The sequence below is a fragment of the Pseudomonas sp. GW821-FHT11G12 genome (assembly GCF_058808055.1).
Genome location: NZ_JBXARH010000011.1, coordinates 49,674 through 65,708, shown reverse-complemented (window position 1 = coordinate 65,708; position 16,035 = coordinate 49,674). Strand labels below are relative to the sequence as shown.

15 protein-coding genes are annotated in these 16,035 nt (G+C 59.7%); 7 read left to right on the top strand and 8 right to left on the bottom strand.

Going from position 1 to position 16,035, the window contains the following annotated elements; genetic code table 11:
• Positions 1-121 precede the first annotated feature (121 nt).
• Complete coding sequence (locus AC1RR7_RS26515; protein WP_102621571.1) at positions 122-844, top strand: pirin family protein; 723 nt, start codon at positions 122-124, stop codon at positions 842-844.
• Between the two features lie 51 nt (positions 845-895).
• Here the strand turns inward: AC1RR7_RS26515 and AC1RR7_RS26510 are convergent, their stop codons facing one another.
• Positions 896-1,867 (bottom strand): hypothetical protein, encoded by a 972-nt coding sequence (locus AC1RR7_RS26510; protein ID WP_493158740.1) that lies wholly within the window; start codon positions 1,865-1,867, stop codon positions 896-898.
• A 250-nt stretch (positions 1,868-2,117) separates the two neighbouring features.
• A complete protein-coding gene (locus AC1RR7_RS26505) occupies positions 2,118-2,993 on the bottom strand; it encodes a LysR family transcriptional regulator (RefSeq protein WP_493158739.1) in 876 nt (291 codons plus the stop codon).
• Between the two features lie 111 nt (positions 2,994-3,104).
• Between AC1RR7_RS26505 and AC1RR7_RS26500 the strand changes: the two genes are divergently transcribed.
• The 4 genes from AC1RR7_RS26500 (at position 3,105) to AC1RR7_RS26485 (ending at position 7,010) form a co-directional block, all read left to right on the top strand.
• On the top strand, positions 3,105-4,325 hold the full coding sequence (locus tag AC1RR7_RS26500; protein ID WP_493158738.1) for a YbfB/YjiJ family MFS transporter: 1,221 nt from the start codon (positions 3,105-3,107) through the stop codon (positions 4,323-4,325).
• Between the two features lie 64 nt (positions 4,326-4,389).
• Positions 4,390-5,388 (top strand): NAD(P)H-quinone oxidoreductase, encoded by a 999-nt coding sequence (locus tag AC1RR7_RS26495; protein WP_493072810.1) that lies wholly within the window; start codon positions 4,390-4,392, stop codon positions 5,386-5,388.
• A gap of 112 nt (positions 5,389-5,500) precedes the next feature.
• A complete protein-coding gene (locus AC1RR7_RS26490) occupies positions 5,501-6,445 on the top strand; it encodes an alpha/beta hydrolase (RefSeq protein ID WP_493158737.1) in 945 nt (314 codons plus the stop codon).
• Between the two features lie 151 nt (positions 6,446-6,596).
• Positions 6,597-7,010: a VOC family protein gene (locus AC1RR7_RS26485; protein ID WP_096821287.1), complete on the top strand. Its 414-nt coding sequence runs from the start codon at positions 6,597-6,599 to the stop codon at positions 7,008-7,010.
• Between the two features lie 56 nt (positions 7,011-7,066).
• On the opposite strand, the gene AC1RR7_RS26480 is transcribed toward AC1RR7_RS26485, so the two are convergent.
• The 5 genes from AC1RR7_RS26480 to AC1RR7_RS26460 all read right to left on the bottom strand — a co-directional run bounded on the left by AC1RR7_RS26480 (position 7,067) and on the right by AC1RR7_RS26460 (position 12,468).
• Complete coding sequence (locus AC1RR7_RS26480; RefSeq protein WP_096821286.1) at positions 7,067-7,396, bottom strand: hypothetical protein; 330 nt, start codon at positions 7,394-7,396, stop codon at positions 7,067-7,069.
• Positions 7,397-7,470: 74 nt separating this feature from the next.
• Positions 7,471-8,502, bottom strand: coding sequence for an RNA 3'-terminal phosphate cyclase (gene rtcA / locus AC1RR7_RS26475; RefSeq protein WP_493158736.1), 1,032 nt, complete (start codon positions 8,500-8,502; stop codon positions 7,471-7,473).
• 8 nt (positions 8,503-8,510) lie between these two features.
• A complete protein-coding gene (locus AC1RR7_RS26470; protein ID WP_493158735.1) occupies positions 8,511-9,299 on the bottom strand; it encodes a nucleotidyltransferase domain-containing protein in 789 nt (262 codons plus the stop codon).
• Positions 9,300-9,336: 37 nt separating this feature from the next.
• Positions 9,337-10,563 carry an RtcB family protein gene (locus AC1RR7_RS26465; protein ID WP_102621585.1) on the bottom strand — a complete coding sequence of 409 codons (1,227 nt, stop codon included), beginning with the start codon at positions 10,561-10,563 and terminating at the stop codon, positions 9,337-9,339.
• A gap of 357 nt (positions 10,564-10,920) precedes the next feature.
• On the bottom strand, positions 10,921-12,468 hold the full coding sequence (locus AC1RR7_RS26460) for a vWA domain-containing protein (protein ID WP_493158734.1): 1,548 nt from the start codon (positions 12,466-12,468) through the stop codon (positions 10,921-10,923).
• A gap of 205 nt (positions 12,469-12,673) precedes the next feature.
• Between AC1RR7_RS26460 and rtcR the strand changes: the two genes are divergently transcribed.
• Positions 12,674-14,275, top strand: a complete 1,602-nt coding sequence (gene rtcR, locus AC1RR7_RS26455; RefSeq protein WP_493158733.1) for an RNA repair transcriptional activator RtcR — start codon at positions 12,674-12,676, stop codon at positions 14,273-14,275.
• Between the two features lie 342 nt (positions 14,276-14,617).
• A complete protein-coding gene (locus AC1RR7_RS26450) occupies positions 14,618-14,875 on the top strand; it encodes a hypothetical protein (protein ID WP_493158732.1) in 258 nt (85 codons plus the stop codon).
• A 108-nt stretch (positions 14,876-14,983) separates the two neighbouring features.
• Here the strand turns inward: AC1RR7_RS26450 and AC1RR7_RS26445 are convergent, their stop codons facing one another.
• Positions 14,984-16,006: an ABC transporter permease gene (locus tag AC1RR7_RS26445; RefSeq protein WP_007956055.1), complete on the bottom strand. Its 1,023-nt coding sequence runs from the start codon at positions 16,004-16,006 to the stop codon at positions 14,984-14,986.
• Positions 16,007-16,035 lie beyond the last annotated feature (29 nt).

Sequence of the window (16,035 nt, the reverse complement as noted above, 5' to 3'; positions counted from 1 at the left end):
TCACACAACTGTCAACCCTGAGGGGACAGTATTTCAATTTTCATCTACTTATTGCGCCCAAGAGTAACCAGTAACCTTCTCCTCACTCGGACGAATCAACGTCCTGAAAGGAGATTTCATCATGCTGACCCTTCGCAAAGCTTCCGACCGTGGTCTGGCCAATCATGGCTGGTTGAAGTCCTTCCACACCTTTTCTTTCGCCAGTTATCGCGACCCACGTGAGCAGGGTTTCTCCGACCTGCTGGTGATCAACGATGACCGCGTCGCCGCCGGCAAAGGCTTCGGCCAGCACCCGCACCGCGACATGGAGATTTTCTCCTATGTGCTCGAAGGTGCGCTGGAACACAAGGACACCCTGGGCACCGGCTCAGTCATCCGCCCGGGCGATGTGCAACTGATGAGCGCTGGCAGCGGCGTGGCCCACAGCGAGTTCAACCACTCGGCGACCAAGCCTGTGCACTTCCTGCAGATCTGGATCGTGCCGGACGTCAGTGGTGCCAAACCACGCTATCAACAGGAGCACTTCAGCGAGCAGAAAAAACGCGGTCGCCTGCAACTGATCATCTCGCCCGAAGGCACCCACGGCTCGCTCAAAGTGCGCCAGGATGCACGCGTGTATGCCGGGCTTTTCGATGGCCAGGAAAGCGCCACACTCGAGCTGCCTGCAAACCGCTACGCCTATGTTCATGTTGCTCGCGGCAGCGTTGAACTGAACGGCGTGCAGTTGAAGGAAGGCGACGGTGTGCGGGTTCGTGAAGAACAGGCACTGACCCTGAGCAATGGTCAGGATGCCGAAGTGCTGGTGTTTGATCTGCGGCCGCAGGAGTTGCCGGAAATGCCATGAGTCGTTGGTGTTCATCGCTCACAAAAAACGGCCTTCGTTGAAGGCCGTTTTTCATTCTGCAGGCAGGGTCATCAGCACTGCCGGCGCAGAATTTCCAGCCTCTTTCACCGATTGAATCATGGCCAGAGTGGTCTGCATCGTTACAAGCACGTTTGCCTGATTCGCGTAGTAAGAACCCGCGAGTATGGCAACCATCCCGAGAAAATGTACGGCCGTTGCCGCCCAGTAATTCGCCTTGATCGTCGAGACCTGCCTGATTGCTTCGTCAATTCGCTCCAGAGACCTGTCCATGCGAGCCGAGATGACCGCGTAACGTTGGTCGCGTTCCAGGTGAGCCTTTTCTTGCTCCAGTCTGACTTTTTCGTAGACTTTCTCTCGCTCGACCCTAGCCGTTTCCCGCTCCTGTCGGGCCGTCTCCAAGACCTTTTCATGCCCCAGTCGAGCCTTCAAGCGCTCCTGCCGCAGGTTTTCCAGATTCTGCTCATGCGCCAGCTGAATTTTTTCCAGAGCCAGCTCCCGCTCCTGACGCACCTTCTCCCGAGCCTGCTCGCGCTCAAGGCAAACGTTCTTCTGAGCCTCCTCCCGCTCAAGGCGCGACTTCTCCTGAGACTGCTCCCACTGCTGCCGTGCAGTTTCCTGCTCTCGCTTCTGCTCCAGCCGCGCTACCGCCTGAGCCTTCTCCCATCCCTGCCGTGCAGCCTCCTGCTCTCGCTTCTGCTCCAGCCGCGCCACCTCTTGAGACCGCTCCCGCTCCAGCCGCACCGCCTCCCGAGCCTGCTCCCGCTCCAGCCGCGCCGCCTCCTGAGACCGCTCCCACTCGAACCGGGCTTCCTCCATGGATCGTTTTTGCTCCAGCCGGGCCTGCTCCTGCCTTTTTTCGACCTCCAGCCGTGCCTGGTCCCGCTCGGCCTGCTGGGTCAGAAAGCCATCGATCTTTGCGGACATGGACTCGATCCGCGCATCGATTCTTGTCTCGATGACTTCGATCCTGGCGCTGAATTCGTCTCGCGTTATGTAGGTCATAGACTCAGTTCTATCCGTTTGCCCGGCCATGTCGCTTGCTTGAAATTGGCTGACTTCCCTTGCAATCAATTCCGCACCTCTGACGTTTATCAATACTTCCCTGGATTGATCACCTCGGAGGGTTTCACCTGCTCACTCCGGGTGTGAGAAACGATAGGACCCGGCCAAAAAACTCACAAGCCAGCGGATTCTGGCGCTGTTGTAGGCAAGATCGTCAGCTGATGTAGCCGTCCTACACAGCATCAATGAACTACTCATTCTCCAGCACGAATGCTTCGACAATGTGTTCGATCACCGCCCTGACCCGCGCGGTATGGCGCAAATCCGCGTGGGTCACCAGCCACACTTCATAAGGCAACGGACGCGTGCGTTCCGGCCACAGCCTGACCAGACCGTCGCGTTCGCCCATGTAGACCGGGATTTCTCCTACACCCAGTCCGGCGGCAATCGAGCGTCGTACCAGCAGACTGGAGCTCAGACCGGCGACGATACGCCCGCGAGTCACGGGTTCGGTCACCAGGGTCAAGTCTTTGTTGCCTTGCAGATACGGCTGGTACACCACCAGATCATGGCCCTCGAACGCACTGCCTGGCGCCGGCACGCCATGGCTGTCGACATAGCTCTGCGAGGCAAACAGCCCCACCGGCCAGCGCGCGATGCGCCGGGCGATCAGGTCCGGGTTGTCCGGGCGGGTATTGCGCACCGCGATGTCCGCTTCACGTTTGGCCAGGCTGAGGATCTGCGTGGAGGCGTCCAGGTGCACGCGCACGTCCGGATGCTGTTCGTGCAACTGCGCAATGGCCGGAATCAGGAAATCGATGGCCAGCGAATCGGTGGTGCTGATTCGCACACTGCCGGTCAGGCGATCATCCAGGCCCTGGATACGCCGCTCCAGCTCCAGCGCCGAATGCTCCATTTTTTCCACCGACTTGAGCGCGGCTTCACCGACTGTCGTCAGTGCATAGCCCTCGGAGGTGCGCAGAAACAAGGTCGCGCCCAGCGACTTTTCCAGTGCTGTGATGCGTCGCCCGACCGTCGCCTGATCCACGCCCAGTACACGCGCAGCGCCACGCAATGTCGACTCGCGGCAGACCGCAAGAAACACCCGCGCGTCATCCCAGTTCATACCATTCTCCATTGATGCATAAACGCATCACCATAACGCAAACTCGCTGCATTAACGCAGCAAAGATAGCCGATATGCTGGGCGCCATAAACCTTTCACAGGATTGCCGTCATGCACACTTCAACTACTTTGCCCGAGCGTCCGGACACGAGTGTCTGGCTGGCGATCTTCGCCGGACTCTGCGCCAGCCTGGTCAGCATCGGTCTGGCGCGTTTCGCCTACACGCCGCTGATCCCTTCGCTGATTCAGGCGCAGTGGTTTTCCGCCCATGATGTGGTCTATCTCGGCGCGGCCAACCTGGTCGGTTACCTGATCGGCGCCCTCCTCGGCCGCCCGCTGGCACGCAGGTTTACCCAGAGAAACGCTCTGCGTCTGATGATGCTGGCGGTGACCGTGGCGTTTTTCGCCTGTGCGTACCCCGTGTCGGTGAGCTGGTATTTCGGCTGGCGTCTGCTGTCCGGAATCGCGGGCGGCGCGATCATGGTGCTGGTTGCCTCGACCGTATTGCCCCATGTACCGGCCGCGCGCAAGGGCCTGGCCAGTGGGGCGATTTTCCTCGGCATCGGTCTGGGCATCGCCGGCTCGGGCACGATCGTTCCGCTGCTGTTGAGTCTGGGCCTGCAAGCGACCTGGCTTGGATTGGGCGTGCTGTCGCTGGCGCTGACGGCATTAAGCTGGTTCGGCTGGCCCTCGGAGCTGCCCCATGTAACCACCGCAACGGCTCAGGTGGAGCCGATCGAGCCGACACCGCCTGCTGTTTATCTGCTGTTTGCCCAGTACGCATTCATGGCCGCCGGGCTGGTGCCGGCCATGGTCTTTCTGGTGGATTACGTCGCCCGTGGACTGGGCGCCGGGGCGCACGTCGGCGCGCTGATCTGGGTCATGTACGGTCTGGGTGCCATCGTCGGCCCGGTGAGTTATGGCTTTCTCGCCGATCATCTCGGCGCACGAACCGGCATTCGTCTGGTGCTGGTGGTCCAGGCGATCACCCTTGGTTTGCTGGCCATTTCGCATTCGTTCCTGGCGTTGGCGCTGCTGGCGGTGGTGCTCGGCTCGTTTCCACCGGGCATCGTTCCGCTGGCGTTGGCCCGGGTGCATGAGCTGGTGCCGGATCATCATCGCCAACAGGTGGCGTGGAGCCGCGCCACGGTGTCGTTCGCCACGTTTCAGGCGCTGGCCGGATTCGCCTATTCGGCGCTGTTCAACGCCATGGGCGGACAGCACGTGCTGCTCTTCGTGATTGCCGGCGGTGCCATTGTGATCGCTCTGATACTTGAGCACGCCATAAAACTGCTGCCCTCCTCCGTCGCGCAACGCTGCTGCGCCCAATGACGGGAATCATTGCGCCCTGAGTGCGCTCCCATCTACTGATCACTTGTATTAAGAGGAATCGAAAATGACGTTGCCCACTGAAATGACCCGCATCGAAATCACTGAACCGGGCGGGCCCGAGGTTCTGCAATCCAGACGAGTCCCGCTGCCGGTCGTCGCGCAGGGCGAACTGCTGATCCGCGTGCACGCCGCCGGCATCAATCGGCCGGACGCCTTGCAACGTGCAGGCAAGTACCCGATGAGACCCGGGATGAACCCGATCCCCGGTCTGGAGGTGGCCGGTGAAGTCGTGGCGCTGGGTGCAGGTGTCAGCACTTTTGCCGTGGGCGACAGGGTTTGCGCACTGACCAATGGTGGCGGTTATGCCGAATACTGCACGGTGCCGGCGGGCCAGGCCCTGCCGATCCCCGACGGGATGGACTGGATTCAGGCCGCGGCAATCCCCGAAACCTTTTTCACGGTATGGGCCAATCTGTTCGGTCTCGGTGGTGCGATTCGAGGGCAGCGTGTGTTGATTCACGGTGGCACCAGTGGCATCGGCACCACCGCGCTGATGCTGTGCCGCGAGTTTGGCATCGAAGCCTTCGCCACCGCCGGCAGTACCGATAAATGTGAGGCCATCCGTGAATTAGGCGGTGAGCCGATCAACTATCGCGAGCAGGATTTCGCTGCCGTCATCGCCGAGAAAACCAACGGCCAGGGCGTCAATGTGATTCTCGACATCATGGGCGGCTCGTATCTGAACGCCAACCTCAGCGCACTGGCAATGGATGGCCGCGTGGTGATGCTCGGTTTTCTTGGCGGCGCCCGTGCCAACGATGTCGATCTGCTGACCATTCTCGGCAAGCGTGCCGTGGTCACTGGTTCCTTGTTGCGCGCACGCACTTCTGCGGAAAAGGCTGCCATCGCCGATCAATTGCGCGAGCACGTCTGGCCGGTACTGGCCGCCGGGCGCTGCCTGCCGATCATCGACAAGGTCTACCCGCTCACCGACGCGGCCCAGGCCCATGCGCACATGGAAGCCGGTGATCACATCGGCAAGATCGTGCTGAACGTGGCTTGAGCCACAGCATCGTTTTGTAATGATTGCAGGCGGACGACGATCGAAAATGTCACGCGCGGACCAAGGCATCTGGTAAAAAGCCTTCTTTGTCCGCGCACTGGTGAAACGTTCAATGTTCCTTGCCTTCATGACCCGACTTCGCCACCGGCGCCTGGCGTTTGCGTGCATGGCCGCCCTGATCATCGGCCTGCCGGCGAGTTGCGCCGTACTGGAACACACCGAACGCAAGTTGCTGTTTCGCATCGAACCGGGCACGGCCGGCTGGTATCACGGCTTGCCCGGCAGCGTTCAGGAACTTGACCTGCAACCCAAAAGCTTCAAGGCCGGGCAGAACATTCATGCGTGGTGGTGGCCGGCGGAACGGGCCAATGCCCCGGCCATTCTTTATCTGCATGGCGTGCGCTGGAACCTGACCGGGCAGTTGTTCCGCATTGAACAGCTGCGCGCGGCGGGGTATTCGGTATTGGCCATCGATTACCGAGGCTTTGGCCAGAGTCATGGTGACTTGCCGTCAGAAAGCACCGTTTATGAGGATGCACGGGTGGCCTGGGAACGCTTCCGGCAACTTCAACCCGACCCGAGCAAACGCCTGATCTACGGACATTCCCTCGGTGGTGCGGTCGCCATCGACCTGGCTGCCGAGCTGGGCCGGGACGCCGCCAGAAACCATACGCCGTTGCCGGTTCGCGGCCTGGTGATTGAGTCCACCTTTACCTCACTGGCCGACGTCGCCGCTGCGGTGGCCAACACGTCCCTGCCCGTTCGCTGGCTGTTGTCGCAGAAGTTCGACTCCATCGACAAGATTGCCGACATCCATATGCCATTGCTGGTCGTGCACGGCCTGGCCGATGCGTTTGTGCCGTCACGCTTCAGCGAGCAACTGTTCGCGGCCGCCAGCCAACCCAAACGATTGCTGCTGGTACCCGGCGGGACGCACAACAACAGCATGGCACTTGGCGGACAAAACTATCGCAAGGCGATCGATGCATTGATGCAAACCAAGCCCGCCGCACGCGTCGCAGGCGTAACGTTGTTGCAAGGCGCGCGCGATTCCTGAAAACAGAGACCATCGGTCATCCCGGCGTAAATAATTGCAGCACTGACTGGCAATCCGTCGATCTAACGCTTTGCTGGATGGAGTCAATCCATGACGCAGCTTCGGCACACCCGGCCGCGCTGCGTTTCACTGCCTGTTCGGGAGCACCACCATGAAAATCAACCCGTACCTGATCTTCAACGGCGATTGCCGTGCGGCCTTCACGTTTTACGAGCAATGCCTGCAAGGCAAGCTTGAAGCGATGATGACTTTCGGCGAAACGCCCGCCGCAGAGCATGTTCCGAAAGAGCATCACAATCTGATCATTCATACCTGCCTGAAGGTTGGTGATCAGATGCTGATGGCATCGGACACCACGCCCGACCGTCCGACCCAGGGCATGAGCGGTTGCTCGGTGTCCTTGAACGTCGACACCGTCGCCGAGGCTGAAAGAGTCTTCAATGCCCTGGCCAGAGACGGTCGAGTAGACATGCCACTGGAAGCGACCTTCTGGGCCGCGCGTTTCGGCATGCTGGTGGATCGTTTTGGCGTGTCATGGATGGTCAATTGCGAAAGCGACAAGTGATGCAGCCATTGCGCCGGACATGAAAAAGCCCGACCTCTTCAGGTCGGGCTTAGTGTTTATCGCTGAGCCAGTTCATGTCTCACGCATTGTTCGTAATAGGTCTGTTTGACGGCTGCAGGCTTGAGGCGCGAGGTACTGTTGTAGGTCTGTTCGGTGATGCCCATCGCAGTCATGCGCATCCATGGTTGCTGAAACCTGCGTACCTGCAAGCGCTTGCGGGCGCCATAAAGGGAAATCCCCGACAGCTTCGATTGCTGCGCGCCGGCTGCGATGTCCGAACCCCAGGTACAAGCAAAACGATGGCTCTTGCTCAGTTCCCTCGCCTGGGCGCCCAGCGCGAAGAGGGCCAGGGAAAGCGTTGCAACGGTGATGACAGTCGTCCGCATAGGGCCAGCCTAACCTTTTGAAAAAAGGCGAGTTTGCCGGTGCCGGAAACATTCGGGGGCCAGCAGTTTGCCGCCTATTGATCCCGAGTGCTGACTTCGATCCTCAACCGATCGGTGCTTTCTTCACGACATTCAATGGAGACTGGCAGAAAGCGCTCGATCACTGCGATGTTACTGTGCAAATGTTCGGTCATCCCGGGCGTCGTAAACGAACCAGATCCGGCCAGCGCCATCGGCAACAACAATTGATCGGCCAGGTGCTCAGCCACCGCCGCACCACTGCGCAACCAAGCGTCTGCCTGATTGACCGCAACGTCCGCAACAGTCTCTGCGCGCAGTGAAGCCTGGCCAAACGCACTGAATACTTCCGTGACGTGTTCAAACGCATATTCCAGCAACAGCACGTTACCCGGCCCGCACTCCGGATCAAGGCTGATCGCATTCATCGCCGCTGGAGGCATATTCAAACGTCGGGCCACACGGTGAAGCTCACGTCTGGCGATGTCCGAAGCGAGACCTGCCGACAGCGCAAACGCCTTTTGCGAAAGCGGCAAGCCGCGATCGCAGACGTGCAACGCCGACAGTTTCGACGGCTGCACCGTGGCCTCGATTTCGCCGCCACCCGCAGGAACGAATCCATGACGAAGCAGCTTCAGATCAACCTCGGCGCCCATGCGTCGCAACAACGGCAACCAGCTGCGGGTGAGGAAATCGGTCGGTGGCGCCAACGGATTATGGGTGCCACCGCTGATCCATATCCGACTGGCTTGCGGCGCCCGCAACAACGCGGGCAGCAAGGTCTGCAACACCAGTGTGCAACTGCCGGCGGTACCAATGGCAAAGCGGTACTCGCCGCCGCGAATCGGCCCGGGCTCGAAGCTCAACGCTTGCGACCCCAACTCTGCGCCTTGAGTCCTTGCACCGCAGACCCGTGCCGCCGCCATCACGGCGGTCAGGTGCTGGCGCAACAAACCCGGACGGCTACGTTTGGCACGAATCCGTTCGATGCGAAATGCCCGTCCCGTCACCATCGACAGGCTCAAGGCACTGCGCAACACCTGGCCGCCACCAATAGCGCCGTCCAGTTCAATCACGTCCTGTTTCATTTTCTTCCTTATGCGTACAACCCGACGGTTTCTCTGAGGTATCGATCGAGCTGACCGGAGTCTTCCCGGGTTCTGGCCAATGTCGGTACTTCGCGCTCAAGTTCAGCGGCGATGAATCGATGCAGCGCCGGGCGACGAGGACCGTAGGCGCTCTCATCGGCATTGCGCTTGAGTGCGAGCAGCTCATCGACTTCGTCGAGCAACGCTTGGTCATCGACGGTGCTCAGTAGATCGGCAAATGTCATCGGCGGCCGGCCACGGCCCTGGTCGATCCAGCGCACGGCCAGCAGCGGCCGCAATACGTAGAAGTACTTTTTGAACCTCACGCTGTCGCCCTGCAAATAACCACGGAAGTTCTTCTTCGCCATCGACAGGTAGTGATTGCGCGCGGCCGGCGGGCTGTAAAACGCCTCGGCAAGCGCCCTCAGTTGAGAGACCGCCGCGGTTTCGCTGCGGTACACCAGTGGTGAGTCGAGCCACTCCAGCAAGGTCGGATTGGACTTTCGCAACAGTCCGAGGGCTTTGCGCAGCTCCCAGCCACTCACGTCGAGTTCATCATCCAGCGGCCGCTCGATCACGTCCCGTGGCGCGTCGACCTGGACGAACCACTCGGGTTTCTCCACATAAACAAAGCGCACATCGTAATCGCTGTCGGTCGAGGCGAATCCCCAAGCCCGACTGCCCGATTCACAGGCATACAACACCGTGACATTACGCTCGCGCTCTATGCGCGCCAGCTCTTCCAGCACCCGGGCGCGCATGGCGCTGCACAGCGGGTGACGTTCTTCGAATTTCATGTCTTTCAATCCTTGTTCCAGCGTGCCATGGCACGCGCTATCCCTTGACGCACACTACCTGACGCAAGGTGTGCAGCACTTCCACCAGCTCGCGCTGGGCGTGCATGACTTTGTCGATGTCCTTGTAGGCCATCGGAATTTCATCGATCACCGCAGCATCCTTGCGGCATTCAACGTGCGCGGTGGCACGAATCTGATCTTCAACGGTGAAGGTGTTTTTTGCCTTTGTACGGCTCATGGTCCGACCGGCACCGTGGCTGCAGGAGCAAAACGATTCTTCGTTGCCCAGACCGCGCACAATGAAGCTCTTGGCACCCATCGAACCGGGAATGATCCCCAACTCGCCCTTCTTCGCCGATACCGCGCCTTTGCGGGTGACCAGAATGTCTTCGCCGAAATGCCGTTCTTTCTGCACGTAGTTGTGATGGCAGTTCACCGCCTCCAGCGCCACTTCGAACGGCTTGCGGATAATCTGTCGCGTCGCCTGAATCACGGCCTGCATCATCAACGCGCGGTTCTGCTTGGCGAAGTCTTGGGCCCAGCCCACCGCCTCCACGTAATCATCAAAGTGCTGGCTGCCTTCTTCGAAGTAGGCCAGGTCACGGTCCGGCAGATTGGCGATGTGCTGACGCATATCCGCCTGTGCCATCTGGATGAACAGGTTGCCGATGGCGTTGCCGACACCCCGCGAGCCGCTGTGCAACATGAACCAGACCCGATTGGCCTCATCCAGACACACTTCGATGAAGTGGTTGCCGCTGCCCAATGTTCCGAGATGCCCACGGTTGTTGGTGTTGGCCAGTTTCGGGTACTTGTCGGTGATTGCCTTGAACCGTGGATGCAGCGCCGCCCACGCCTGATCGGCCTGCACCGGAATCTCGTCCCAGGCGCCCTTGTCCCGCCGTGATCGGGTCGAACTGCGGCCATGGGGCACCGCCTGTTCGATCGCACTGCGCAGGCCATGCAGGTTGTCGGGCAAATCAGCAGCTGTCAGAGAAGTTCGCGCAGCAATCATGCCGCATCCGATATCGACTCCGACCGCCGCCGGGATGATCGCGCCTACAGTGGGGATCACGCTGCCGATGGTCGAGCCCTTGCCCAAGTGGACATCCGGCATCACGGCGAGATGCTTGAAGATGAATGGCATCTTCGCCGTGTTCATCAGTTGCTCGCGGGCTTCGTTTTCCACCGGGACGCCTTCGGTCCAGAGTTTGATCGGCTTGCCGTTAGCAACTTCCAGCAGTTGGTAAGTGTGTTGTTTCATCATCTCGATTCTTTATTGTCTGGCCGATGATTCGGCGCGGTTACACAGCCTTCGGCGACAAGGTTGGGTGAAACATGCAGCGCGCTCTACCGCTGAGCTACGACCTTTCGGTCGACGGGATTCGAACCCGTCCCCACGCCGTCCTGTAGTTCCACCGGCATTCGCCGGGCAAATTCGAAAAAGGTGGCACGACAAAGGTTGATGACTGTTGCGCGTCACCGCGCACCGGGGTTAGCCGGCCTCAGATGTACAGCCATCGGCATTCGTGCCGTCACGCGCACTGACAAGGGTTTGATGAGACGTCTTGGATGTAGTCCCACCGGCATTCAGTGCCCGTGACAAATCAATTATTCAGCTTCATTCCATACGTTCGATCGCTTCGACCCAGTGCTGCGCACCGTACCGGCCGGCGGTGAATTGCTCGATCACATCAAACACCGCATCACTGAAGCCGCCGACATTCAGGATGTCGTCGCGATCCGCCGCCGGTGTCGCCCAACCCGGTTGCAGATCGATACAGATCAGGCGTGCTTGCGGGTTGAGCCGCTTTATCCGCTCCCATTGCAGCATCGTTTCACTCGCCCCTCGACGTCGCGCATCGATCCAGGATTCGTTGTCCGACACCATGATCAGCGTATCGACCCTGGCCTTGCTGTCCGCCAGCTTCTTCAGCGGCGCCGAACAGCAGGTTCCACCACCGAAAATGCCCGCAAGCTTTTCGGCATTGCTGATCACACTGTCCCGCGGGTTGAGCGTGATATCCACCACGTCGACCTCGAACGGCATCACTCGTGCAGCCGGCTGCTTGCGCAACACCGCTGCCGCGATCAACGCCGCCACATCGATGCAGCGCACCGCCGTGGTCGCGCCCTGCCGGTATCCGGTCAACGGGCTGCCCATCGAGCCGGAGACGTCCGGGCAGACCACCACCGCGCCTTCAATCTTCGGCACATTGGTCAACGACAGCTCAAGTGCATCTTGCAGCGCCTCGCGTATCGGCGCCGGAATGTCATCACCGATCATTCGATACGCCGTCAGCAACTGGTACGGGTACACCCGCGCCCTGGCGACTGCTTCGGGATCCGCCAACCGCGCGGCCACGTATTCGGTGCAACCCGGCACTTCAAAAGCACCATGGCGCGCCAGGGTGTTGAGGTTGATTCGAAGCCCCTGCCAGCCCATGTTTCGCGCTTGAGCAGCCCACTGCTCTTTGCTCAGGGTTTCATTGCCGAGCAATTGAAAAGGCACCTCTGGCACCTGATCACTTGCACCACTGCGGAACGCCAGCAGATCGCGGGTCAGTTCCGGCAACGCCTGCGCATCCACTGGTTTGCCGATCAGCCAGGCGAAGAACGCTTCGCGCCAGGCTTCGGACGGTTTGGGATGAACCATTTTCACCACGTCCGCCAACGAGGGCTGATTGCCGATCGACGCTTGCAGCAGTTGCCGCTCGGTCGCGCTGTTCAGCCAGTTCTGCACCAGCCGCTTGGGCTGCGAGCCGAGGGATTTGCGCCCCGTGGCACCACTGCGCAGGATCTGTACGAAGTTGCGCAGCATCTTGCCACTGTCGACGATCCCTCCGAACACCTCCGGTACCAGCACCGAACGCTGGGCGGTCAGCGCCGCCAACAACAAGGCCGGCATGTCTTTCATATGGCCCTTTTTGCGGGCGTATATTGCGGCGTTGGCCACAAAACGGCTGTCCAGTTCAGCCACCAGCTTCAACACCTGATCCAGCTGGTTTTCAGCCGTTGCGTAAAAGGTCTGGTTCAGACAACCGGTCACTGCCAACTGGGCCAATTGATGCTTGGGCGTATAGGCATAGGCCGCCGCTCCAGAAGCATTCAAGGTGTCGCACGCCGGCAGGTTGTTCGATTGTGTGTTGAAGAGGTTGAAATTGGCCATCGTGGCGTCTCGCTGTGTTGTCCTGTTCGTTGCAAGAGGTATTGCAGCCGCCGTGCCAGCTTTGAAAAAAGCATCAGAAAATAATTTAACTATTTGATTTATATAGATATTTATTTTTATTGCGATGATCTCATAACGTTAAGCACGACAAACCGATTCGCAGAACACTATCATTGAATATCGTCTTTTATCTTTTGAGATAGCCATGCAAAACAAGCGCACTGTTGCCATCGGTTTTATCGGAGCAACCCTCGATCGCGTGGGTAAAGGTGCCAATCGCTGGAACCACTGGCGCCCGAGCGTGGGCCTGTGCCAGCAGCCGGATGTGTTGATTCATCGACTGGAACTGATTCACGGCACAGACGCCCGAGACGCCAGCCTTGCCGAGCGAGTTCGCGAAGACATTAGTCAGGTATCGCCTGAAACCGAGGTCTGCCTGCACCCGATGGCGCTGCGCAACCCGTGGGATTTCGAAGAGGTTTATGGCGCGCTGCACGACTTCACCACCGAATACACCTTCGATACCGAACGCGAGGACTATCTGGTCCACATCACCACCGGCACCCATGTGGCGCAGATCTGCTGGTTCCTGCTGACCGAGGCGCGCTACCTGCCGGCACGGCTGATCCAGACCTCCCCCGCCCGCCGCAAGAGCGAAGATGAGCCGGCCACCGGCACTCACGCGCTGATCGATCTCGACCTGTCGCGCTACGATCGCATTGCCACTCGCTTTACCAACAAACGCCTCGAAAGCCTGGAGTTTCTTAAATCCGGCATCGCCACACGCAACGCCGCGTTCAACCGCTCCATCGAACAGATCGAACGCGTCGCGGTGCGCTCGAAAGCGCCAATGTTGCTGATCGGCCCGACCGGAGCCGGCAAATCCTTCCTCGCTCGACGGATCTATGAGCTCAAGCGCGGCCGCCATCAAATGCAAGGACGCTTCGTTGAAGTGAACTGCGCCACTCTGCGCGGCGACGGCGCGATGTCAGCCCTGTTCGGCCACGTCAAAGGCGCCTTCACCGGCGCGCAAAATGCCCGCGACGGCCTGCTACGCGCCGCCGACGGCGGTATGTTGTTTCTTGACGAAATCGGCGAACTGGGCGCAGACGAACAAGCCATGCTGCTCAAGGCCATTGAAGAGAAGCGCTTCTTCCCGCTCGGCTCGGACAAGGAAGTCGACAGTGACTTCCTGATCATTGCCGGCACTCACCGCGACCTGCGCAGTCGGGTCGCCGAAGGCCTGTTCCGGGAAGACCTGTACGCACGAATCAATCTTTGGACATTTGATCTGCCCGGCCTGGCCGGCCGTCGAGAAGACATCGAACCCAACATCGATTTCGAACTCGAGCGCCACGCACGCGAGCACGGTCAGTTGGTACGTTTCAACCTCGAAGCGCGCAGGCGCTATCTCGCCTTCGCCAGTTCACGCGAAGCGGCGTGGCTGGGCAACTTTCGCGAACTTTCGGCCTCGATCACACGCATGGCAACACTGGCCGACAGCGGCCGAATTGATGAAGCGCAAGTGCAGGAAGAAATTGATCGACTTCGTTATGCCTGGGGACTGAAGCAACCGGCAGGAGTGACGGACGATTTGCCGGGAGACGCCGAAGGCATGGACCTGTTTGACCGATTGCAATTGAAGGCCGTACTGGCAGTGTGCAGAGAGTCAGATAGCTTGTCGGATGCGGGCAGACGCTTGTTCGGCGTGTCCCGCCAGGCGAAGGCGCAGCCCAATGATGCGGACCGATTGAGAAAGTATCTGGGACGGTTTGGGATTGAATGGAGCCAGCTGCGCGAGCCGTGAAGCATGGACGCAATCCTCTGTACCGTTGAGATAAACCGCACCACAGCGCAACACAAGCACCGAGCGAAGGACAGACACGGATGGAGTTACTGGAGTTTTTCTCAAACCTGCTATCGACCCCGGGCAGCTTCGAGACGTCCGGCCAAAAGCCTCGCAGAGTCTTCACCCGCGGATTTGTCGTGCTCTGCGTCTTTGTAGCGATCATCGAGCTGTTCATACTGAGCCACATCTATAGCGGGCATCCGTGAACGAATAGATACGAGATTCCGCCCGTCACCCGACGGGCACTTTACCCGCCTCTGCTCTTGCAACGTCTGTCCACCTGACGCGGAAGCGCCGACGATGAACAGAACCATTGCAGCCCTTATGCTTGGAAGTCTTTTATCTGCCACCGCACCGCTTGCGATGGCGGGAAGCACCGTCCCGCCCACCGGTATTCCCGGAGTCAACCAGGGCGTCACCGAATCCAAGGAAGAAAAGGCCGACAAAAAAGGTGAAGAGGCCTCGGGTTCAAACTCCGGTGCAGAGTCCCACGAGACAGAGAAGGATGCACAAACATCCAGCGGGTCAAAGGATGGGGTAGAAGAAAAGAAACCCTGAACGACTTTACCGCCTCAGCAGTTTTCGCAGGCACAAAAGAGCCGATCTCTCCGATCGGCATTTTTTGTGCGACGCTCATTCCGCTTTAGCAGGCCAGGGCGACGAATTTCAGCGCTTGAGCTTGCGCTTGTTGCGGTATTGGTCGATCACCACCGCGACCACGATGATCAGCCCCTTGATGATGTCCTGAATGTAGGCATCGACCCCGACGAACGTGAAACCGCTGGCCATCACCCCAAGAATCAGAGCGCCGATCACCGTGCCAGTGATTCGCCCCACCCCACCTGCCAGACTCGTACCACCGATGACCGCGGCAGCAATCGCATCCAGCTCATAGGACATGCCCATCCCGGCCTGCCCGGTGGCCGCTCGGGCCGAAGCCACTACGCCTGCCAACCCCGCCAGCAACCCGGCGATGCTGTAGACGATGACCAGATGGCGCTTGACGTTGATACCAGACGTACGCGCCGCCTGCATGTTGCCGCCGATGGCGTAGGTGTACTTCCCGTATTTGGTGTAGCGCAGCGCAATGTGGAAGATCACTGCCACCACCAGAAAGATGATCACCGGCATCGCGCCGTGGCCGATGGCCGTGTAGGAATCCGAGAGCATGCTCACCGGCTGGCCTTCGGTGTAGTAACGCGCTAGGCCACGGGCCGAAACCATCATGCCCAGCGTGGCAATGAACGGCGGAATCCCGGTGATAGCGATGATGCTGCCGTTGATCGCCCCCGCCAGCAACCCGACACCGAGCCCGGCAATCACGGGAATCCAGACCGGTAAATCGGTCAGTGACGGGAACACCGCACGGGCGAAATCCGATGTCTGCGCCAGACTGGCTGCGATCATCGCCGACAAGGCGAGCACCGAGCCCGACGACAGGTCGATCCCGGTGGTGATGATCACCTGGGTCACGCCAATCGCCAGCAGGCCGATGATCGACACTTGCAGAATCATCAGCACCAGCCGTTGGGAGTTCATCAGAAAGCTCTGGTCGCGTACGATCCAGCCGAACAGTTCGAACACCAGGCCGATGCCGATCAGCACCAGGAAAATGCTCAGTTCCGTCGGAAAGCGCCGGCGACTCTTGACCGGTGCCGTGGCCGGTTTGTTTTCCAGTATCGCGTTCATAACCACTCACCTTTCTATCGCATCATCGA